General features: G+C 57.7%; 15 protein-coding genes and 6 pseudogenes. 16 read left to right on the forward strand and 5 right to left on the reverse strand.

Translation table 11 applies throughout. The features are described from left to right. Positions 1-169 precede the first annotated feature (169 nt). The gene (locus ACMXYH_RS17445; RefSeq protein ID WP_415764286.1) at positions 170-1,027 is read left to right on the forward strand and encodes a GNAT family N-acetyltransferase; all 858 of its coding nucleotides are present in this window, start codon (positions 170-172) and stop codon (positions 1,025-1,027) included. A gap of 40 nt (positions 1,028-1,067) precedes the next feature. Then, a complete protein-coding gene (locus tag ACMXYH_RS17450; protein ID WP_415764287.1) occupies positions 1,068-1,781 on the forward strand; it encodes a cupin domain-containing protein in 714 nt (237 codons plus the stop codon). 27 nt (positions 1,782-1,808) lie between these two features. Here ACMXYH_RS17450 and ACMXYH_RS17455 read toward each other — a convergent pair whose 3' ends face one another. Beyond that, entirely contained in the window at positions 1,809-3,035 is a 1,227-nt protein-coding gene (locus ACMXYH_RS17455) for an RtcB family protein (RefSeq protein ID WP_134420342.1), read from the reverse strand. Between the two features lie 254 nt (positions 3,036-3,289). After that, positions 3,290-4,225 carry an AraC family transcriptional regulator gene (locus ACMXYH_RS17460; protein ID WP_415764290.1) on the reverse strand — a complete coding sequence of 312 codons (936 nt, stop codon included), beginning with the start codon at positions 4,223-4,225 and terminating at the stop codon, positions 3,290-3,292. 269 nt (positions 4,226-4,494) lie between these two features. Here ACMXYH_RS17460 and ACMXYH_RS17465 point away from each other — a divergent pair, with 269 nt between their 5' ends. Continuing rightward, positions 4,495-5,517, forward strand: coding sequence for an alpha/beta hydrolase (locus ACMXYH_RS17465; RefSeq protein ID WP_415764291.1), 1,023 nt, complete (start codon positions 4,495-4,497; stop codon positions 5,515-5,517). A gap of 86 nt (positions 5,518-5,603) precedes the next feature. Then, positions 5,604-6,803, forward strand: coding sequence for an MFS transporter (locus ACMXYH_RS17470; RefSeq protein WP_415764292.1), 1,200 nt, complete (start codon positions 5,604-5,606; stop codon positions 6,801-6,803). A 73-nt stretch (positions 6,804-6,876) separates the two neighbouring features. Here the strand turns inward: ACMXYH_RS17470 and ACMXYH_RS17475 are convergent, their stop codons facing one another. Then, positions 6,877-7,236, reverse strand: coding sequence for an SDR family oxidoreductase (locus tag ACMXYH_RS17475; RefSeq protein WP_415764294.1), 360 nt, complete (start codon positions 7,234-7,236; stop codon positions 6,877-6,879). On the opposite strand from ACMXYH_RS17475, the pseudogene ACMXYH_RS17480 reads away from it, so the two are divergent. Continuing rightward, positions 7,181-7,378, forward strand: a pseudogene (locus tag ACMXYH_RS17480) (LysR substrate-binding domain-containing protein); the annotation flags it as partial. The gene ACMXYH_RS17475 and the pseudogene ACMXYH_RS17480 sit on opposite strands and share 56 nt — an antisense overlap. Positions 7,379-7,413: 35 nt before the next feature. On the opposite strand, the gene ACMXYH_RS17485 reads toward ACMXYH_RS17480, so the two are convergent. Together ACMXYH_RS17485 and ACMXYH_RS17490 are read right to left on the reverse strand one after the other, a co-directional pair. After that, positions 7,414-7,629: a TOBE domain-containing protein gene (locus tag ACMXYH_RS17485; protein WP_008145745.1), complete on the reverse strand. Its 216-nt coding sequence runs from the start codon at positions 7,627-7,629 to the stop codon at positions 7,414-7,416. Positions 7,630-7,779: 150 nt separating this feature from the next. After that, the gene (locus ACMXYH_RS17490) at positions 7,780-9,042 is read right to left on the reverse strand and encodes an OprD family porin (protein WP_415767716.1); all 1,263 of its coding nucleotides are present in this window, start codon (positions 9,040-9,042) and stop codon (positions 7,780-7,782) included. Positions 9,043-9,308: 266 nt separating this feature from the next. Between ACMXYH_RS17490 and ACMXYH_RS17495 the strand changes: the two genes are divergently transcribed. The 11 genes and pseudogenes from ACMXYH_RS17495 to ACMXYH_RS17545 all read left to right on the forward strand — a co-directional run. Further along, positions 9,309-10,256 (forward strand): LysR family transcriptional regulator, encoded by a 948-nt coding sequence (locus ACMXYH_RS17495; RefSeq protein WP_415764295.1) that lies wholly within the window; start codon positions 9,309-9,311, stop codon positions 10,254-10,256. Positions 10,257-10,347: 91 nt separating this feature from the next. After that, positions 10,348-11,151 carry a putative hydro-lyase gene (locus tag ACMXYH_RS17500; protein ID WP_415767717.1) on the forward strand — a complete coding sequence of 268 codons (804 nt, stop codon included), beginning with the start codon at positions 10,348-10,350 and terminating at the stop codon, positions 11,149-11,151. 648 nt (positions 11,152-11,799) lie between these two features. Next, positions 11,800-12,819, forward strand: a complete 1,020-nt coding sequence (locus tag ACMXYH_RS17505; RefSeq protein ID WP_129445168.1) for a substrate-binding domain-containing protein — start codon at positions 11,800-11,802, stop codon at positions 12,817-12,819. Further along, positions 12,807-15,827, forward strand: a complete 3,021-nt coding sequence (locus ACMXYH_RS17510; protein ID WP_415764297.1) for an EAL domain-containing protein — start codon at positions 12,807-12,809, stop codon at positions 15,825-15,827. Before ACMXYH_RS17505 ends, ACMXYH_RS17510 begins: the two co-directional genes overlap by 13 nt. 231 nt (positions 15,828-16,058) lie before the next feature. Next, complete coding sequence (locus tag ACMXYH_RS17515; protein ID WP_129443800.1) at positions 16,059-16,970, forward strand: YeeE/YedE thiosulfate transporter family protein; 912 nt, start codon at positions 16,059-16,061, stop codon at positions 16,968-16,970. Further along, positions 16,967-17,167, forward strand: a pseudogene (locus ACMXYH_RS17520) (adenosine-specific kinase); the annotation flags it as partial. The gene ACMXYH_RS17515 and the pseudogene ACMXYH_RS17520, both read left to right, overlap by 4 nt. 291 nt (positions 17,168-17,458) lie before the next feature. Further along, positions 17,459-17,980, forward strand: coding sequence for a DUF3455 domain-containing protein (locus tag ACMXYH_RS17525; RefSeq protein WP_415764299.1), 522 nt, complete (start codon positions 17,459-17,461; stop codon positions 17,978-17,980). Between the two features lie 290 nt (positions 17,981-18,270). After that, positions 18,271-18,572 (forward strand): annotated as a pseudogene (locus ACMXYH_RS17530) (nuclear transport factor 2 family protein); the annotation flags it as partial. Next, a pseudogene (locus ACMXYH_RS17535) lies at positions 18,562-18,816 on the forward strand (SDR family NAD(P)-dependent oxidoreductase); the annotation flags it as partial. The pseudogenes ACMXYH_RS17530 and ACMXYH_RS17535, both read left to right, overlap by 11 nt. Next, a pseudogene (locus ACMXYH_RS17540) lies at positions 18,813-20,062 on the forward strand (NAD(P)/FAD-dependent oxidoreductase). The pseudogenes ACMXYH_RS17535 and ACMXYH_RS17540, both read left to right, overlap by 4 nt. Beyond that, positions 20,059-20,676 (forward strand): annotated as a pseudogene (locus ACMXYH_RS17545) (DUF1365 domain-containing protein); the annotation flags it as partial. The pseudogenes ACMXYH_RS17540 and ACMXYH_RS17545, both read left to right, overlap by 4 nt. Between the last annotated feature and the right edge of the window lie 22 nt (positions 20,677-20,698).

The following is a 20,698-nucleotide window of genomic DNA, read 5'->3' on the forward strand; positions in this document are numbered from 1 at the left end:
TGCCGACCTTGCGGTGCATTTAAGTAGTAAGTGTGGTCTGCCGGCCTCGGGCTTGCGGAATCTGCCGAATGCTCCAGCCCCCCTTGTCAGGCCTTCGCACAGATGGGATACAGGCACCATCGCGCTGGAAATCCGGCCGCTCGCGCACACTGTCCAACGGAGACTCGCCATGTCCGCCTTGCAACAACCTGCTTATGTCTATCGGCCAATGACGGCCGCCGACCTGCCCTCGGCCCACGCCTTGTCCGTGCAGTTGAAGTGGCCCCATCGCCTGGACGACTGGGCGATGCTGCAACGGGTCAGCGACGGCTTTGTGGTGCTGGATGGCGAGCGTGTGATCGGCACGGCATTCGCCTGCCCCCAGGGTGGCTTTACCACCATTGGCCTGGTGATTGTCAGTGATGACTATCAAGGCAAAGGCATCGGCCGCAAGCTCATGGAACAGGCACTGGATGCCTGCCAGTCACGCACCCCGATGCTCAACGCCACACTGGCCGGCGCACCGCTTTACGCCAGCCAGGGCTTTGTCGAATTCGGCCGGATTCAGCAGCATCAGGGCAACGTCAATGCACCTGCACCCGCCGCACTGGCCGACGGCGAACATTGCCGTGCACTGAACGCGGCAGATCAGGCTCGCGTGCTGGCTTTGGCCAACGCCGGCAGCGGGCTGGATCGCGAAGCGGTGCTCGCGGATCTGTTTGAAGTGGTCGAGCATTCGGTGGGGATCGAGCGCGACGGCCAGTTACGCGCCTTCGCCTTGCTGCGCCCCTTCGGCCGTGGTCGTTGCATCGGCCCGGTCGTCGCCGAAAACCTCGAACAAGCCAAACACCTGATCGCCGTTTTGCTGGCGCACGTACCGGACGCTTTCGTGCGCATCGACATTCCGGCAGACAGCGGCCTGGCCGAATGGCTGGAGTCGGCGGGTTTGAAGCAGGTCGATACCGTGGCGCAAATGGCCAAGGGCACGCCACCGCAAACAGCCAATGGCGTCCAACAGTTCGCACTGGTGACTCAAGCCATTGGCTGACCGCTATCCCCCACAGTCCTTTTTAAGGAGCGTCACCCGTATGTCTGAACCTACCGTTCTGCTGTTGGCTCGCGCCGACGGCAGCCGCGTGACCACGTCTTTTACAGCAGCGTCTTTGGGTGCTTTCGATCCGTTCAAGGACGGTCGCCAGCTGGCCTATAACGGCCCGGATGGCGTATCAGCGGGCATCGTGCACATCAGCGGAACGCTCGATAGCAATGACTTTCCGCACACCGAAGTGATCGTGGTCCACGCCGGCCACGTCGTGCTGCAATCCGAAACGCAGACGCTGGAATTGGGTGTCGGGGCCAGCGCCGTGATAGGTCGCGGGACATCGCTGCGACTTCAGGCTCATGCTGATACGTGCTGGGCCTTTTGTGCCGTCACCAGCCCCGCCGCAAACCCGACACCCGGCCTGACCGCGCTCGACCCGCTGGACATGCTCTCGCCTTCGGTCGCACCGGAACCGCAGATTTTGATAGGGCCGACGCCGCAGTGCCGGTCACACAATGCCTTCGAAGACGACGCCACCCACCTGCGCGTCGGCGTTTGGGATTCGACACCGTATGAGCGTCACGGCCGGCCCCACAAACTCCATGAGCTGATGAACCTGATCGAAGGCAGTGTCACCTTGCTGGCGCCTGATGGAACGAGCGTGGAGGTCAACACCGGCGACAGTGTGTTTGTGCCGCTCGGTGCACCGTGCGCGTGGAAAAGTACGCGGTATGTGCGCAAGTTCTATGCGGTGAAGTAGTGCAAGGCATACCCGTGCCCATTTTTCCTATCCTTTTACGCACACCACCTGACGCAAGGTGTGCAGCACCTCCACCAGCTCGCGCTGGGCGTGCATGACCTGGTCGATGTCCTTGTAGGCCATCGGAATTTCATCGATGACGGCAGCATCCTTGCGGCACTCCACGTGGGCGGTGGCTCGGATCTGATCTTCGACGGTAAACAGGCTTTTCGCCTTGGTACGACTCATGGTGCGGCCGGCGCCGTGGCTGCAGGAGCAGAATGAATCCTCGTTACCCAGCCCACGGACGATGAAGCTTTTGGCGCCCATCGAGCCCGGGATAATCCCCAACTCGCCCTTCTTGGCCGACACCGCGCCTTTGCGGGTGACCAGAATATCCTGACCAAAATGCCGCTCTTTTTGCACGTAGTTGTGGTGGCAGTTCACCGCTTCCAGCGCAACCTCGAAGGGCTTGCTGATCACTTTTCGTGTCGCCTGAATCACCGCTTGCATCATCAATGCACGGTTCTGCCTGGCAAAGTCCTGAGCCCAGCCGACCGCTTCAACGTAGTCAGCGAAGTGCCGGCTGCCCTCTTTAAAGTAAGCCAGGTCACGGTCCGGCAGATTGGCGAGGTGCTGACGCATATCCGCCTGGGCCATTTGAATGAACAGGTTGCCGATAGCGTTGCCGACGCCACGGGAACCGCTGTGCAGCATGAACCAGACCCGGTTGGTTTCATCCAGGCACACCTCGATGAAGTGGTTCCCGCTGCCCAGCGTGCCCAAGTGCCCACGGTTATTGGTGTTGGCGAGTTTCGGGTACTTGTCGGTGATCGCCTTGAACCGTGGGTCCAGTGCCGCCCAAGCCCGGTCCGCCTGATGCGGAACGCTGTCCCAGGCGCCCTTGTCCCGACCGCCGCGCCCACTGGTGCGACCATGGGGCACCGCTTTCTCGATCGCGCAACGCAAGCCATGCAGGTTGTCTGGCAAATCACTGGCGGTCAGCGACGTGCACGCGGCGATCATGCCGCAACCAATATCCACTCCGACGGCGGCCGGAATGATCGCGCCGACCGTGGGAATCACACTGCCTATGGTCGATCCCTTGCCCAGGTGTACGTCGGGCATCACAGCCAGATGTTTGAAGATGAACGGCATCTTGGCGGTGTTCATCAATTGCTGTCTGGCTTCGTTTTCTACCGGAACGCCTTCGGTCCACAGCTTGATCGGTTTGCCGTTGGCGACTTCCAGCAGTTGGTAGGTATGTGCTTGCATGACTTCGATTCTTTTCGATTGGCCGATTGTTCGGCGTTGTTCTGGCGCCTGAGGTGAAAAAGGTCGGTGCAATAGGCATCGCCGGTCGCCTGTTGAGAAAGGTATAGCAGCCGACGTATCAGCTTTGATTTTCCTACTTTGCGGAAAAAAGGGGGACAAATTTATTTACTGAGTGATCGTTCAAGACGGTCTCAGAGACGCGCTGCAAATGCATTCCATGAATGTGAATCTGTCACGGTGCCCCCATTGATTTCTCATGACTGCTTTCGCGTTGCAGTGCCATTGGCGTTGCCACGCAACACCGCAATATCCCGCTTGGGGGGTACGCCAAACAGACGGCTGTATTCGCGGCTGAACTGGGACGGACTTTCATATCCGACCTTGAAAGCCGCACTGGACACATCCTGATGTTCATTGAGCATCAAACGCCTTGCCTCGTTCAGTCGTAGCCATTTCTGGTATTGCAAGGGGCTCATTGTGGTTAGTTGGCGGAAGTGGTGGTGAAAAGTAGGAGTGCTCATCTGAACTCGGGCCGCAAGCTCCTCGACGCGAAGCGCCGAGGTGTAATTCAACTTCAACCAATCGATGGCTTTGGCGATCCGATAACCTTGGCCATCGACAGAGGTTATTTGTCGAAGCCGGCTCGCCTGATCACTCTGCAAAAGACGGTAGTGAATCTCGCGTTGGATCAAGGGGGCGAGAACGGGGATGGACTCCGGCTCATCGAGCAGTGCCAATAAGCGCCCGAATGACGCCAGCATTGCAGGGGTCACTGAACCAATTCCTACCCCCTTCGCAACTGTACGATCACGGGTTGGCGGCAGGTCACTTTGCGCTATCAGCTCAGCCAGCATGCGCAGATCGAGTTTCAAAGTCAGCCCCAGGCATGGCTGTTCCGGGCTTGCCGCTAGCACTTCTGAATTGGCAGGCAAGTCCAATGAGGTGATCAGAAATCGCGACGTGTCATACGGGTAGCCCTCGCCCCCCACCCAGAGCTGCTTCTCCCCCCGGGCGACAATGATGATGCTTGGCTCGACCATGCAGACGACGGGCGGCGATGGATGTTCGCGCCTGAAGAAGCCGAGGCCCGCAATGGGCGTTCCGAAATCCCCTGGTTTGGAGACCTGCGTGCCAATGACTTGGGCGAGCGCTTCCTGGGACGATGTGGCGGTTGCGTGTTGGGTCGTCATGTTCACCTCGTACCTCTGGCTGAACTGTATCTCGCCAGCACACGACCGTCCTGCAAAAAAACAGAGACTCATAGAATCAGGCAAGTAATCCAGTGGAATGCACTACAGAGAGTCTGGGCAGAGCCGGAGAATGTTCATCCCGACAAACCCATTGAGGAATCTCCCATGACATCAAGTATCGCTTCGTGATCGACAACGCCACGTTGGCTGATTAAGCCCTTGGGTCAAAACACTCCAGCAAACTACAAATCAATCGAAAGGAATATCCAGTGAAAGGAATTTTGCTTGCCCTGGGGCTTCTCGTTACCTCGTTTTCTTCAATGGGAGCCGATATGTCAAACGGTGCGGACAACTTCTACAAAAGCGACAAGGTGACCGTAGTAAAGGTCACCTTCAAGAATCAATACGGTATGAAGGTGGCGGGCAACCTGTTCACCCCGAAAGACCTCGACCCCAAATCCAGGAACGCTGCCATCATCGTCGGCCATCCCATGGGGGCGGTGAAGGAGCAGAGCGCAAACTTGTATGCCACCAAAATGGCCGAACAAGGATTTGTCACATTGTCGCTGGACTTGTCCTTCTGGGGCGAAAGCGAGGGCGCGCCTCGCCATGCAGTCTCGCCAGATATCTACGCGGAAGACTTCAGTGCTGCTGTCGATTTTCTCGGCACTCGACCGATTGTCGACCGTGAGCGAGTTGGCATCCTCGGCATCTGCGGCAGTGGCAGCTTCGCTATCAGTGCGGCCAAGATCGATCCGCGTCTGAAGGCCATCGCCACCGTCAGCATGTACGACATGGGCGCGGCCAATCGAAATGGCCTCAAGCACGGCGTCACTCTTGAACAACGCCAGCAGATCATTCGTGAAGCGAGCCAGCAGCGCTATGCAGAATTCCAAGGTAGTGAAATCCGCTACACCGGTGGCACGCCGCTCAAACTGACCGGCAACGCCGTGGGCGACGAGTTCTACGATTTCTATCGCACGCCGCGAGGCGAAGTCACTCCGACTGGCGCATCGGCGCAGACAACCACCATGCCGACGCAGACCAGCAACGTGAAGTTCATGAACTTCTATCCGTTCAATGACATCGAGAGCATCTCCCCGCGCCCACTGCTGTTCATTGCCGGCGCCCAGGCACACTCACGCGAGTTCAGTGAGGATGCCTACAAGCGAGCCGCCGAGCCTAAAGAGCTGCTCATCATTCCAGATACCGGACACGTGGATCTTTACGATCGGGTCAGCCTCATTCCATTCGCCAAGTTGACCACGTTCTTCAAAAGCAACCTGAAGTAGCCTGATCGGTGCCCTGGCCGGGCACCGGTTCTCTCGTAGCCTCGTTCTCGGGGTTGCGACGCTTCGCGTAATACAGGATTCAGACAATGACTGATCACCTCCTCCCAAAGCCCCATAAATCATGGGGCGCCGTATTCGCCATGTCGCTCGCCGCCTTCGTGCTCGTGGCGTCGGAGTTCATGCCCGTCAGCCTGCTGACACCGATTGCCGCAGATCTGCATATCACCGAGGGACAAGCCGGCCAGGGAATCTCCATCTCGGGACTGTTTGCCTTGTTCACCAGTCTTCTGATCGCATCGGTGGCTACGCGTGTTGACCGCAACCCGCTGCTCCTTTCACTGACACTGTTGATGATCCTTTCCGGAACAGTGGTCGCGTTCGCGCCGAACTACTGGGTGTTCATGATCGGCCGCGCGCTGATCGGTGTTGCGATAGGTGGGTTCTGGTCATTGTCGGCGGCAACCGCCATGCGTCTGGTGCCTGATGACCAGATCACTCGCGCAATGGCAATCGTCAACGGCGGCAACGCTTTGGCGACAGTGATTGCAGCACCATTGGGCAGTTTTCTCGGCGCCTTGATCGGCTGGCGCGGTGCATTCTTATGCGTCATTCCGGTCGCGGTAGTCGCCTCTGTCTGGCTTTTGTTTAGCCTTCCAGCGATGAAATCGCAAAGCGGTTCAGGCACTGGAAATGTCTTCAGGTTGATGAAAAGCATACCGGTCGCGTTAGGCATGGTGGCGGTCAGTGTCTTCTTCATGGGCCAGTTCATGCTGTTTACCTATTTGCGCCCGTTCCTTGAAACGGTCACGCACGTCAGTGTTTCCATGCTGTCGCTGATGTTGCTTGTCCTGGGTCTGGCGGGCCTCGCGGGAACCTTCCTGATTGAAGCGTTCTTAAAAAATGGCCTGCATCGAACCCTCGTCGTCATCCCGATCTTGATGGCGGTGATTGCACTGGCGCTTGTTTCATTCGGTAGCTCGGTGGCCACCACGACTGTCTTGCTTGGCCTCTGGGGGCTGGTTGCGACTGCTGCGCCCGTGGGATGGTGGACATGGCTGGCAAGAACGTTGCCAGACGCTGCTGAAGCGGGAGGCGGCTTAATGGTGGCGATCATCCAACTAGCCATTGCGTCTGGCGCAACCATTGGCGGGCTGGTCTTTGACGTAAGCGGCTATCGAGCGACCTTCGAGTTGAGCGCGGCTTTGCTGGGCGTGGCAGCCGCTCTTGCATTCCTGGCTGCACGCGCAGCATCACAGGAGCCTCTTGCATCGGCGAACATCGCTTGAAATAACCACAAGACACGCCAAGGCATGCCTTGTAGTTTAGATTGAGCACACATTCGAACGTTGGACGTTACGGTCAGCGTGCGCTGTCGATGATTTGGCCACGGTCCGGCGTCAGGCTGTATCCCGTCAGGAATTGTGCATCCTTGCTGGCGAGGAATAGCACGACCGGCGCAATGTCCTCTTCAGGTGATCCATAACGGCCAAGTACGTTAGTGGGCGCAGGCACATCTGCCGCAGTCCCCCAAGTGTCTGCGACCGGCATGACATTGTTGAGAGTGATCTTGTCAGCCCCCCACTCCCTTGCCGCCGAGCGAGTCAAGGCACGCACCGCCTCCTTCGCCATGTTGTAAGGGGCGTATCCCTGCAGGCCGATGACAACCCGCGCAGGCCTGGGTGTCACCCCCAGAAGCATGGAGATGCTCGGTCCAGACATGCGTGTGCTGGGTGAAAATGACGGATTGCCGCGACTGCCGGACGTGACCTACTACCTGTGGATCAGGCCCAACACCGCGAACTTGATTGCCCGCAAGGCTTATGACTTGATTCGCGCGAGCCAGGGGCTGTCCTTTTCTTGACGTGAGCGGCTCCGCGGATTCAAGCCCTGGCCATTTCAGAGCTTGGCGATCGAGACTTCGGTGGATTTGACGAAGGCAATCACCTCGCTCCCCACTTTCAATTCAAGATCGCGCACTGAACGGGTGGTAATCACCGAGGTGACGATGCCGGAGGCGGTTTGCACATCGATTTCGGAGACCACTTCGCCTGTCACAATTTCCTTGATGACACCCTTGAACTGGTTGCGGACGTTGATCGCTTTGATGGTCATGATGAGGCTTCCTGTCTGATGTCGAATACATCCGCACGGATGTGCAGGCCTTCAAAATGAACCTCCCGAATCAATATTAAAAGGAATATATATTGATTTGCTTATTCCCAAATAGAATATCCAAGCCGATATCCGCTCCCTGAAAATCATCTACCACAGCGCCACGGTGTAGCTGACGATCAGGCGATTCTCATCCAGGTCATTACCGAAGTTCGAGCGCACTGACGCGTTGCGCCATTTGAGGCCGAGCCCTTTCAACGAACCGTCCTGAACCACATAAGCGATATCGGTGTTGCGCTCCCATTCCTTGCCTTCACCCGGCGCAGTGCGTTGCACATTGTCGCCAGAGATGTAGCGCGTCATGAAGGTCAATCCCGGCACACCGAGTGCGGCAAAGTTGTAGTCGTAACGCGCCTGCCAGGAATGTTCGTCGATGTTGGCAAAGTCACCGATCTGCACGAAGTTGACCAGGTACGGATCGCTGCGCCCGATATACGGAAACGGATCGTCGCCGCTCATGCGCTGATAGCCAAAGCCCAACGCATGGCCACCCAGGCTATAGGTGAACATCGCACCGAAGGCCTGGTTATCGATATCTCGAAAGTTGCCGTCTTCGGTGCTGCGCGCATAGCGTACGTCGCTCTTGAGCGACTGGCCGGCGCCCAGGTCCAGCAAGTGCACAAGCCCGAGGTAATTTTGCTGGTAGATGTTTTCCAGCTGGCCGTAGCGGTACTGCGCGGTCAGGTTCGGCAGGAACTGATAGTCGGCCCCGGCAAATTGAAACTTGTCACTCTTCCCGCCAATGCGGTTGGCGGTCATGTCCTGATAGTCGGTGGAGTCGACAAAATTGATCTGTGTAAGTTGACCGGCAGTGAGCTTCAAACGATCGATTTCCTGCACGTTCACCAGGCCGCCCTTGAACGTTCCGGGCAGCAGGCGGGTATCGTTGGAATTCACCACCGGGTCTTTGATTTGCAACGTCCCGAACTTCAGGGTGCTGTTGGACACGCGCATTTTGCCGGTCAGGCCTAACTCGCCATAGCGATCCTGTGAGCCGCCGGACAAATCCGGTGGCAACAAGTTGGTACCGGCCGTACCGCCACCGGAGTCCAGTTTGAAACCGGCCATGCCCAAAACATCCAGGCCAAAACCGAACGTGCCCGCGGTGTAACCCGACTCCATCCGCAACAGAAAACCCTGCGCCCATTCCTCGGCCTTGTCGCGCGAACCGTCCTGGCGAAAATCACGGTTGAAGTAGAAGTTGCGCGCTTCCAGGCTGCCTTTACTGTCCGCCACGAAATCCGCCTGAGCGGCCGGCGCACAGAGCAGACTCAGGCCGAGCAATGTGCCGGCCGGGGCGTACCCCTTGAATGGGCGGGTGCGACCCGCTTTTGAAGGCACGTGGACAGTCATGATTTTTTCCATGGAAGAGGTTCCTGCGGCAGCAAGCGAAGATGACGGACGCGCCTCATTGTTTTTTTGTGAAGGCGTTGTCGTGGGGGGCGGACGCAGCGACCTGCGTCGTGGAGCGGATTCTTCGTGTCGGGGCAGAACGGCGTCAAACGGGAAAAAGGCGAGGTTATGCATAAGAAAATTTGATGCCCGCGATGGGGGACTCTGGAGTAACAATTGCAACTCGCCCCTTCATTACAAGAGCCACAAGCGCCAAGGGAACCGCCATGAACCTCAAATTCCTCGAAACCTTCGTCTGGGTCGCCCGCCTGCAAAGCTTCAGTCTGACCGCCGAGAAAATGTTCAGCACTCAGGCCGCGATCTCCAGCCGGATCGCCGCGCTGGAAGACGAGTTGGGCCTGCGCCTGTTCGTGCGTGATTCACGCGGGGTGTCGCTGACGCCCGAAGGTCTCAAGGTGCTCGACTACGCCGAGCAAATGCTCGAGGTTCAGCGCGCACTGAAACACTCGCTGGACAACACCAGCCCGCAGCAGGGGCTGGTGCGCATCGGCGTGATGGATACGGTGATCCACACCTGGCTCAGCCCGTTGATGTCGACCCTGATGCAGACCTTCCCTGCCGTGGAAATCGAGATCACTGCCGACGCCGCGCGCAATCTCTGCGAGCAACTGCAAAAGGGCTATCTGGACATCGTTTTCCAGACGGACCTGATCCGCCACGAAAGCGTGCGCAACCTCGAACTGGCGCACTACCCCATGCACTGGATCGCCGCCAGCAACTCGATCTACGCCCGGCCTTATGCCTCGCTCGCCGAGATGGCCGGCGAGCGCATCATCACCTTCGTCAAACACTCACGACCGCATCAGGATGTGCTCAACCTGCTGCACGCCCATGGCATCGGCGCACCGCGCGTCAGTTGCGTCAACTCGGTGTCGGCCATGACCCGGCTGATTCGTGACGGCTTCGGTATCGGTGCGTTGCCGGCGGCACTGGTGGCCAAACCCCTGGCCAGCGGCGAGTTGATCCAGCTGGATCCCGGCAGCCGCTTGCCGCAACTGGATGTCGTGGCCTCGTGGCGTGCCGGGGTCGGGCTGGAGCTGATCGAGAATATTGTCGAGATGAGCCGCCAGGTGGTCTGCCAATACGCTGCGGATGTGGGTCCGTTACTCATGGTGGCGGCGCCGGGCCTCGACAGCCGACTGCCCCCTGAATAACTTTTAGTTGTCTGGGGGCAACAAGATTCCTTGTTGGACGGCATCACCGTGGTTTTCTAAAAAGGGTCAAAGAACCTGCCGAGATGCCATGATGAATCAACCCGCCCCGTCCTTCGAACAACTGCAGCGCAGCACCCCTCTCGCCCTGCGCCAAAGCATCGCCGCCGGGCACTATCAGGGTCACACCAGCGGCCTTGGCCAAGGCCGGGTGCAAGCCAATATCGTGATTTTGCCCAGTGATTGGGCCAATGAATTCCTCAGGTATTGCACCCTCAATCGTCAGGCCTGCCCGTTGCTCGACATTACCGAGCCAGGCGATCCGTACTTTCGCAATCTCGGGACAGCCATTGATATTCGCCACGACGTGCCCCGCTACAGGGTCTATCGCCATGGCGAACTGAGCGATGAACCGCTGGATATCGAGCACCTTTGGCAGCATGACCTGGTGGCCTTCGCCATTGGCTGCTCGTTCTCCTTCGAACAACCGCTGCTGGATGCCGGCATCCCCCTCAAGCACATCGATCTGGGGCGCAATGTCGCCATGTACCAGACCAACATCGACACGCGCCCCACCGCTCGCCTCGGTGGCAAGCTGGTGGTGAGCATGCGGCCGATGAAAGCCGCTGCCGCCATCCAGGCCATTCAAATCACCGCACGCATGCCCAGCGTCCACGGCGCTCCCGTGCACATCGGCGATCCGTCGCTGATCGGCATCCACGCGCTCAACACCCCGGACTACGGCGATGCCGTTCCCATTGAAGCTGACGAAATACCGGTGTTCTGGGCGTGCGGCGTGACGCCTCAATCGGTGGTGCAGGCCTCACGCCCGCCACTGTGCATCACCCATGCGCCCGGTTGCATGCTGGTGACGGATTTGTACAACAGTGCTTTGTAAAGGCGTGGGTGTGCTTGAGTTCAGGGGGGTGCCGGAACGAAAAAAGAGGCCGAAGCCGTAATGCCAATCAGTTTAGGAACGAAACAATCCGTAGCAACTGGCGAAGCCTGCGTTCGACTGCGAAGCAGTCGTGAAATCAGACGATGCGGTGTTTCAGGAAGACCGCAAACTCAGGTTTTACGACGGCTGCGCAGTCGAACGCAGGCTTCGCCAGCTGCTACGGATCGCGTTTTGGCTGTCGTTTTTTTACCTGGTGTATATGCAAAGTCGAAGCCTTGTAAAACCACTCAATGTAGTCAACGATGCAATCGGCCTTCGTCCCTTGTTTTGTGCCATGGACCCTGCCCCATTTCCTGAATGTTCAGGACTAAAGTTCGCGCACATTACCCACAAAAGACCTGATGACAGCAGAACCGACTATCCTTTCGGACAGTGAACGCTGCACTCTTGGCAAAAAGGGACGCCATGCCAGACCATGATCGCGCCATCGGCTCCAGACCCGGCATCACATGCGGTGATCGAACCTGTCTGATCAGGTCCGGGCTACCCTGGATGGCTTCAATTACGGCTTTCTGTCTTTTCACGGCAACTCCCGGATTCGGCCAGAACCTGCCAACCGCCGCGGGTGTCGAAAACGCCACGGTTACGGTGATTCAAGCGCAGGAAATCGTTTCCAGGGCCACCCTCGAAGCCGTTCGCTGGAGCGGCCCTGAATCCGGCCCGCAAGCCCTGCGGGGCAAGAGCATCGCCTTTGTCGCAGAAGATTTGCGTAACGGAGGAATTGTCGGTGTCGCGCAGGGCGCTCGCGAGGCAGCCAAGGCGATGGGCTGGACGCTGAAGATATTCGATGGCGCGGGATCATCGGCCGGGCGCGCCAAGGCCTTTTCCGATGCCCTGGCAGCGAAACCCGACGGCCTCATTCTGTGCGGCTCCGATGCCCTTGAGAACAATACGGCGCTGACCCTCTTCGCCAACAGGGATGTGCCAGTGGTTGGCTGGCACGCCGGGGCACGACCCGGGCCGATTGACGGCACGCCGGTGGCCATGAACGTCACGACCGACCCGCTCGAAGTGGCTCGCCTCACGGCCATGGCGGCAGTGGCACAGTCAAACGGACAGGCCGGCGTGGTCATCCTCACCGACTCCAAGTACAGCATCGCCATGGCGAAAGCCAAGGCCATGGAAAACGTCATTCGGGCCTGTCGGGAATGTACGTTGCTGGAAGTGCGCGATGTCGCGATCTCCGAAAGTGGCGAGAAGATGCCGGCGATCACCAAGGAGCTGCTTCAGCGCTATGGCAAGCGCTGGACCCACACGCTGGCCATCAACGATATCTATTTCGACTACTCGATCGCCTCATTGACCAACGCCGCAATACCCAGTGACGGCATCAGTCTGTTGTCTGCCGGTGATGGCAGCGCTTCGGCTTTCTTGCGCATACAGGCAAAAACCTACCAGACCGTCACCGTGGCCGAGCCGCTCAACCTGCATGGCTGGCAAGTGATGGATGAATTGAACCGGCTGTTTGCAGGTCAGCCGGTGAGCGGCTTCGTCGCGCCGATTCACCTGGTCAATGCCGACAATATCGCCTTCGACGGCGGGAAGAAATTCCAGTACGACCCTGACAATGGCTATCGAGACATCTATCGCCACCAATGGAATCCCTGAGATTGGACGTTATTTCCCGGCTCGGACGCCAGCTATTGCCGCAATCGCTACGCGCACAGTTCACACTGGCGTTTCTGACGCTGGCGCTACTGATTCTGGCGAGTGGTGCAACTGCGGTCTACGCCTTGCGCACGTCAAACAGCGCAACCCGCCAGCTGACGGATGAACGACTGGTCCGCATGCAAGATGGGCAAGACATGCTGCAGCGTACGTTGCTGATCGAACGCCAGACCGATCAGCTTCTGACAACCCGCTCCCCCGACACCCTGCGTTCAAGCTATGCGGCGACCGTCGAACAGCTTGAAGCCCTTGATCAACTGGTGCAGCAGCTGACTGCCGCGAACAGTGGCGTGGCGATACTCGACATGCATCAGTCGAGTCAGATGTTCCGCAATACCGCCAACATCGTTGCGCAACTGCGAGAAAGCCTGCTGCAAACCGAGGTCACCTTCGAGCAAACCATGGAGGATCACACCACCCGGTTAACCGCGCCTCAGACCCGGGCCAGCCTGGAACTGGCGATGTTACTTTTCGATCTGCCGCAGGCTGTTGACAGTGATGCCGTGCAACGGCTGCAGATCCGCTATGAGCGCCTGTCACGCACCGCAGGCAAGTTACCCGACGCTGATGTGGAGACGCCCGATCTCTTCTCCCTGCGCCTGAGGCTCATCAATCAGCACAGCGTCATACGGCGCTTCAATGAGGAACTGAAGAATGAGGCAGGGGTTCTGGTCGCGGTGGCCCGTGCGCAATCCAGTGCTTACACCGAAGACTATCGCGAAGCCCTGCAGCGCCTGGTCGAGGCCTCAAATCGTAGCCAGCAATGGGTGCTGATCATGTTGGGGGTCAGCCTGGTGTTCGCCTGGTTCGTGACCCGGGTTTTCATGGGCCGTCATGTGCTCGTGCGTCTGAATGAAATAAGCCGGCAATTGCGTCAGGAACACACTGACAAAACGCATTTGATGATGGCGGAACATGGGAAGGACGAGATCGGCAACATGGCTCGCGCGGTGAATCAATTCCTCGAAGACCGACTTCAGCTGGAAAAAAGAACGGTCCAATTGAGTATCGCCACAGAGCGGCTCGCCCTGCAAAACAGCCGATTAGAGCAAGAAGCCGTCATCCGTGCCGGACAACGTCATGTCCTGGAACTGATCGCCAGGAGCACCGAGCTTGCAGAAGTCCTCGACAGCCTGGCTCACCTGGTGGAGTCCCAACTGAAGGGGATGATGGTGTCCATCCTGGTGCTGGATGAGGATGGCAAGCACCTGCTGCACGGGGCTGCCCCCAGTTTGCCGAAAGCCTATAACCAGCTCATTGACGGGATTGCAATCGGTCCGAACGTCGGTTCATGTGGCACCGCGGTGTATCGACGAGAACCGGTCATCGTCACGGATATCGAGCTGGATCCGCTGTGGGAGGAGTACCGTTCAGCCGCTGCGCCCTATGGATTTCGCGCCTGCTGGTCGACGCCGATTCTGTCCCATGAGCGAAAGGTATTGGGTACGTTTGCCTTGTATTCCAACACCGTACGCAGCCCCAGCTCGGCCGAGACGCGACTGATCGACATGGCGACACCGCTTGCCGGCATTGCGATAGAACGCCAACTGACCGAAAAGCGCATTCGCTATATGGGCGACCATGACGCACTGACCGGGCTGCCGAATCGCACACTGCTCGAAGACCGTCTCAAGCAGGCAATACTTTATGCTCAGCGCTACAGCCGCCTGGTGACGGTGGTGTTTCTCGATCTGGACAAATTCAAACTGGTGAATGACAGCCTTGGGCACAGCGCTGGAGACGAACTGCTGAAAACCGTCGCCCAGCGCATGCTGGAGTGTGTACGCCGCACCGACACCGTCGTGCGACTGGGTGGCGACGAGTTTGTGATCATCCTGTTCGACCAGCCCTCAGACCTCGACGGCGTTACTCCAGCCCTGCACAAAATCCAGGAAGCCATCCTGCGGCCGATTCAGCTCAGCGGACATACACTCCACGTCACCTGCAGCATGGGGTTGGCCACCTACCCTGCCGACGGCAGCGATACCGACACGTTGCTCAGCAACGCGGACGCCGCCATGTACCGGGCCAAGGAGCTGGGTCGCAACAGTTATCAGTTCTATACGAGCGAGATGAATAACAAGGTTCAGGGCAAGCTCGCCATGCAAGACGGGCTTCGAAACGCACTCAACCATGACGAGTTCCTGCTGCTGTACCAGCCACAGGTGGATTTGCAGTCAGGTCAGATTATCGGCGTAGAGGCACTGATCCGCTGGCGGCACCCCGAACTCGGCATCGTGTCTCCAATCAAATTCATTCCGCAGGCCGAAGAGACCGGGTTGATCGTGCCCATCGGCGACTGGGTGGTCCATACCGCGTGCAGACAGAACAAGGCCTGGCAGGACGCGGGCTGGCCCCCGATCACCATGTCGGTGAATATTTCAGCACGCCAGTTCATCGAAAGGGACCTGATCGATCGGGTGAGGCATGCCTTGCAAGAAACTGGACTGGACCCGATGTACCTTGAGCTGGAGCTGACCGAAAGTCTGATCATGCAAGACCTTCAGCAAGCCATCAGCAAAATGAAGGAACTGCAATCTATGGGGATCAGTCTCTCGATCGACGACTTCGGCACCGGCTACTCCAGCCTCGCCGCATTGAAAAGCTTCCCGATCGCGAGACTCAAGATCGACCAGTCTTTCGTGCGCGATCTGCCCGACAACGAGAACGACAAAGCCATCGCCACCGCAGTGATTTCGTTGGGGCACAAACTGAACCTCAAGGTCATTGCCGAAGGTGTCGAAACCGAAGAGCAGCAAACCTTCCTGCGTGAAAACGGCTGCGATGAAATTCAGGGCCACTTTTTCAGCAAAGCAGTAAGCGCAGAGGAAATCAGTGTGTTACTGCGTACGCCCCGGTTGCCTCAACCGAGCCGCATTGCGAGCCCTGACTCGGTAAGCCGAAAACGCGATGTAAAACGCCCACGCAGTCCAATGCCCGGGCATTAATACTGCGCAGGGCCCATACCCAATCTTTCAACAGTAAAGTCGCGACGTTACCGATCGGCGACAGCCCGCATAGCTGCCGTTAGTGACGGGCAGCTATCGGCCACTAGGGACTGTGTCTACCATTCACGACTGGCAGCAATCGGCTGTGTCAGATACACAGTTAGCCTGATCGAGAGCTACGCTAATGCCTAGTGAGGCCCCGTCCATCCAAATCAGCAGTGGCGCACGAACATGGTTTTCTCTTTACTGATGGCGTTGGTATTAGCGTTCCTGATTGGCTGGGTTTCGCAGCGTATGGGTATGTGTCTTGTCAAAGCGAGCGAACAATTGCTGGCGGGGCGCCCGACGTTGTTTGTGGCACTGACATCGTGTGGATTGTTCGGGTTGATGCTGGCCCCGCTCTATCGTTTCTCCGAGGTCAGCCTGCCGCTGTACTCGCCTGGTATTTCCTATCCTTCACTGGTTTCGGGAGGCTTGTTGTTCGGGGTGGCATCGGTGCTGAACAACGGTTGCAGCGTAGGCACGCTAACCAAGTTTGCCTGTGGCAATTTCAATAAACTGTTCACGATGATCGGTTGGGTCCTGGGGATCGTGCTCTGGTATTACATGCGCATGATGCCCGAACAGAAGACCATTCTGATGCCGGAAATTTCCAGCCGCCATTACTGGCTGTTGATCGGTGTAGTGGCGCTGGTGCTGATATTTTTGGTCGGCATACATGGTAATAAACACCTGGTGCTCTCCAGTATGCTGCTGGGTGCGTTGACGAGTGCGCTCTATACGTTCGAGCCGTTATGGACACCTAGTGTGTTCTTTTACAATGTTTCGCAGATGTTCTGGCAAGCCGATATGGCAATCAGCGCCCGGCGTATTGCGGTGTTTGTTATGTTGCTGGCAGGCATGCTGAGTTTTACCCTGTACAGGAAAACGTTCCGTTTCGAGGCCTTTACCCCATCAAAGGCTGGCGTTCATTTGTTGGCGGGTATTTTGATGGGGATTGGGGCTTCGATGATGCTCGGCGGTAACGACTCGCAAATACTGTTGGTGTTTCCAACACTGGGCGTTGCTTCAAGCATTCCACTGGTGTCGATTGCCACAGGCATTCTGGTGTCATTGTGGTGCAAAAAACGCGGTACGAGTTGAACACCCTCAAGATGGTTCCAGAGGTGTGCCGTATTTTTTGTGTAACAGCCAATCCAACTGAAGTGATTCTCGCTGAGACGGAACAAGGGCGAGCGATCCTGGGCGTAGTGGATGGCTTCTGTGCCAATGACGTTGAAGGCGATGAAGACATCCTGTGGCGCAAGAACTTGTTGCGGCAGATTGGCTACAAGCTGTGAATTGCAGAGCGAGCATTTCGTGGGAAAGGGACTGGTTTGATTTCGTCTGGCTGAACATCTGCAAAGTGTCGATTGGAGCTGGTCGCTGACAGCCGCTTTCGACTCAATATAGACGGTGACGACAGACAGAAAACGGCCACTAGCCGACACCGATACAGCGATCAAGCAATAACGTTACACACCTTCCGGCACTGATACTTTTTCAACTAGCTGCATCCAGTTCGTCCTCCAGTGGGTAGTACAGGTAGTAGCCATAGCTGCTGAACTGATCACCTTTCTGGAGAGCTTTGCATGAACGCTAAACGAGTCCTGGGCATTGTCAGTACTACGCTTGCTGCAACCTGCTTGTTGGTCACAGTCCCAGCTGCCTATGCCCAAACAGATCTGCCCGACAGCATCAAGGTCCCTGACGGTCACAAGGTCGCGCTGGAGACCGTGGGCGTGGGCGAAATCACGTATGAGTGTCGCGACAAAGCGAACGCCGCTGGCCAGACTGAATGGTTTTTTGTCGGGCCTAAAGCGGTATTGAATGATCGCAGCAGCAAACAGGTCGGTACCTACTTCGGGTCGCCTGCCACCTGGCAAGCCAAAGACGGCTCTAAAATCACCGGGGCGCAACTGGCGGTTGCACCCTCAGGTACTGGTGACCTCCCTTATCAGTTGGTCAAGGCCAACTACGCCTCTAACACCTCATTATCGGGCAAAGCGCCCTACGCACATGCGCAAAAACCTACCTACCCCCACCACCCAAGCCAGCGCAACGATCCGAAGAGACATGTTTTGTCTTCAGTGAAAAGGAACTGGTCCTGCTGAGCACTCATCAAATGGCCAACCGCAGAAATAGTTGTACAAAAAAATCGACCTGTACAGCATGCACCCTATTCTTTAAAAAGCTGTACAGGATTCTTCGAGCTGTACAAGAAAAAAGGGGGTGAGTTCCATGGTCGACACCACAGACACCGGCAAAATCGGGATCAGCACCTCATCCAAGCGAGGTGACCCATTTGGCATAGCGAATTACCCAGGGCAGACTCTCAACGTCGCCAGAAGACACCAGCGGACGCTGAATTCGACCAAGAATCTGCCGGCAGTGGAGACGCAACGTGTCTGACTTCCTGCGATGTTTCGCCAACGACTTCGCAGCGCTGGACGCCAGCAATTTGCACAAACTTAGGAGTTGTACAGTCACGATGTGCGCTTCAGTGATCCGCTACATGAGATCCAAGGCCTAACAGCGCTGCAAGATTATTTTACAGAGCTATACGCCAACGTCAGCGAGCTAGGTTTCACGTTTCACGGCTACGACCAGGTGCAAGACGGCATCGGTTACCTACGCTGGACCATGCATTATCACCATCCTCGCCTGCGCCGTGGCCAACTGATAGAGGTTGTTGGTCGACGTCACCGTTGTCAGCCCGGGCTTCGTCGATACGCCGCTCACGCAACAGAACGACTTCCCAGTGCCTATGCGTTGGCCGGTCAACAAGGCTGCTGTCTATATCACCACTCGGCTGGAAAGACGACCGCTAGAAATCGCATTTCCCGGGCCATTTATCGCCGCCCTACGCGTATTAGCGATATTGCCTCAACGCCTGCAACTGACGCTGGGCAAACTCATGGCGCGTCCCGCCACAGAAGAGTCTTCATGAAAATAGCCATCATCGTTAGCGGTATTTTCCGGTCTGACCTGCGCCTACCTGCTCAACCGTCAGCACGATGTCATGGTGTTCGAGGCGAGTGACTGGATCGGCGGCCACACCCATACTGTTGACGTTGAAGTAAAGGGCGAACGCTATGCCATCGATACTGGTTTCATCGTCTTCAACGACTGGACCTATCCCAACTTCATCCGTCTGCTGGATCAACTCGGCGTGGCTTCGCAGCCCACCGAGATGAGTTTCTCAGTTCAGGATCCGCGCAGCGGCACCGAATACAACGGCAACAACCTCAACAGCCTGTTTGCCCAGCGGCGCAACCTACTCTCACCCAGCTTCTGGGGCATGCTACGCGACATCTTGCGCTTCAACCGCGAAGCCTTGCGTGACCTGCGCGAACACCGCATAACCGCCGACACCACCCTCGGAGCCTACCTGCGGCAAAACGGCTACGGTCTGCGTTTTATCGAACATTACATAGTCCCTATGGGGTCGGCGATCTGGTCGATGTCACTGGGCGATATGCAAGGTTTTCCGCTTCAGTTCTTCGTGCGCTTCTGTAAAAATCACGGGCTCCTGTCGGCTACCCATCGGCCGCAGTGGCGTGTGGTCAGCGGCGGCTCGCGCAGTTATGTAGCGCCGCTGAGCGCCGGCTTTGTCGAGCGTGTCCGCCTCAACTGTCCGGTGTATCGTGTGGTACGTGACATGGCAGGAGTGAACCTGCACAGCTCCGCCGGCAACGAGCGCTTTGACACCGTGGTGTTCGCCTGTCACAGCGACCAGGCATTATGCCTGCTGGCGGCTCCCAACCAAGCCGAGCGGGGAGATACTCGACGCACTGCGTTACGCCGAGAACGACGTGGTGCTGCACACCGACACCCGTCTGCTGCCGAACCGCCGCCTAGCCTGGGCAAGCTGGAATTACCGCCTCGGCGGCTCAGCCCAGCAACCGGCCGCTGTCACCTACAACATGAATATCCTGCAAGGGTTCCAGAGCGACACCACCTTCTGCGTTAGCCTAAACCAGACCGCGGCCATTGACCCGAGCAAAATCCTCGACCACTTCCGCTACGCCCATCCGCAATACAGCCAAGCTGGATTGGTCGCCCAGGCACGCTGGCAAGAACTACAGGGTGCTCAACACAGCTACTACTGCGGCGCCTACTGGGCTAACGGCTTCCATGAGGACGGAGTGGTGAGCGCCTTGCGCGTGACGGCTGCTTTCGGAGAACAACTGTGAACAGCGCGCTGTATCGCGGCTGGGTCAGCCACCGTCGGCTGCTGCCGCGCGCCCATGGGTTTCGTTACCGTATGGGTATGCTCTACCTGGATCTTGCGGAACAACCGCAGGTGCTGGGCTTATCGTGGCTGGCCGGACATTCGCGCTGGGCCGCCTTCGCCTTCCGCGAAACCGACTACCTGCCGCACGCCACGCATCAGGGTATGACGCTGAGCGATGCCGTACGCCAGCGCGTGGAGCAAGCCCTCGGGCACGCCCCGCAGGGACGAATCTGTCTGCTCACCCAGCCGCGTAGCTAGGGGCTTTCCTTTAACCCGATCAGCCTTTTTTACTGCTTCGAAACGGACGGCAGCTTGGCTGCAATTCTCTGCGAAGTCAGTAACACCCCTTGGCGAGAGCGTTACCACTACGTACTGCCGACCCATGCGACCGCTGAGTCACGCCATAGGGTCGCCAAGAGCTTTCACGTCTCGCCCTTCCTGCCTCGCGATCTGGAGTACCGCATGCATTTCTCTGCTCCCGACCAAAAGCTGCACGTGACCATACAGGACTGGCAGGGCGAGCAAAAAATGTTTGAAGCTGGCCTGGGCTTGGAGCGCATCGAACTGACGCGCCAAACCCGGGACACGACCGCAG

Source organism: Pseudomonas frigoris, from assembly GCF_047758635.1.
Classification (GTDB): domain Bacteria; phylum Pseudomonadota; class Gammaproteobacteria; order Pseudomonadales; family Pseudomonadaceae; genus Aquipseudomonas; species Aquipseudomonas frigoris.

Excerpts from the sequence above, each read along its gene's own strand:
- ACMXYH_RS17445 (WP_415764286.1), top strand. The coding sequence starts at position 170 with ATGTCCGCCTTGCAACAACCTGCTTATGTCTATCGGCCAATGACGGCC.
- ACMXYH_RS17450 (WP_415764287.1), top strand. The coding sequence starts at position 1,068 with ATGTCTGAACCTACCGTTCTGCTGTTGGCTCGCGCCGACGGCAGCCGC.
- ACMXYH_RS17455 (WP_134420342.1), bottom strand. The coding sequence starts at position 3,035 with ATGCAAGCACATACCTACCAACTGCTGGAAGTCGCCAACGGCAAACCG.
- ACMXYH_RS17460 (WP_415764290.1), bottom strand. The coding sequence starts at position 4,225 with ATGACGACCCAACACGCAACCGCCACATCGTCCCAGGAAGCGCTCGCC.
- ACMXYH_RS17470 (WP_415764292.1), top strand. The coding sequence starts at position 5,604 with ATGACTGATCACCTCCTCCCAAAGCCCCATAAATCATGGGGCGCCGTA.
- ACMXYH_RS17475 (WP_415764294.1), bottom strand. The coding sequence starts at position 7,236 with ATGTCTGGACCGAGCATCTCCATGCTTCTGGGGGTGACACCCAGGCCT.
- ACMXYH_RS17485 (WP_008145745.1), bottom strand. The coding sequence starts at position 7,629 with ATGACCATCAAAGCGATCAACGTCCGCAACCAGTTCAAGGGTGTCATC.
- ACMXYH_RS17490 (WP_415767716.1), bottom strand. The coding sequence starts at position 9,042 with ATGACTGTCCACGTGCCTTCAAAAGCGGGTCGCACCCGCCCATTCAAG.
- ACMXYH_RS17495 (WP_415764295.1), top strand. The coding sequence starts at position 9,309 with ATGAACCTCAAATTCCTCGAAACCTTCGTCTGGGTCGCCCGCCTGCAA.
- ACMXYH_RS17500 (WP_415767717.1), top strand. The coding sequence starts at position 10,348 with ATGAATCAACCCGCCCCGTCCTTCGAACAACTGCAGCGCAGCACCCCT.
- ACMXYH_RS17510 (WP_415764297.1), top strand. The coding sequence starts at position 12,807 with ATGGAATCCCTGAGATTGGACGTTATTTCCCGGCTCGGACGCCAGCTA.
- ACMXYH_RS17515 (WP_129443800.1), top strand. The coding sequence starts at position 16,059 with ATGGTTTTCTCTTTACTGATGGCGTTGGTATTAGCGTTCCTGATTGGC.
- ACMXYH_RS17525 (WP_415764299.1), top strand. The coding sequence starts at position 17,459 with ATGAACGCTAAACGAGTCCTGGGCATTGTCAGTACTACGCTTGCTGCA.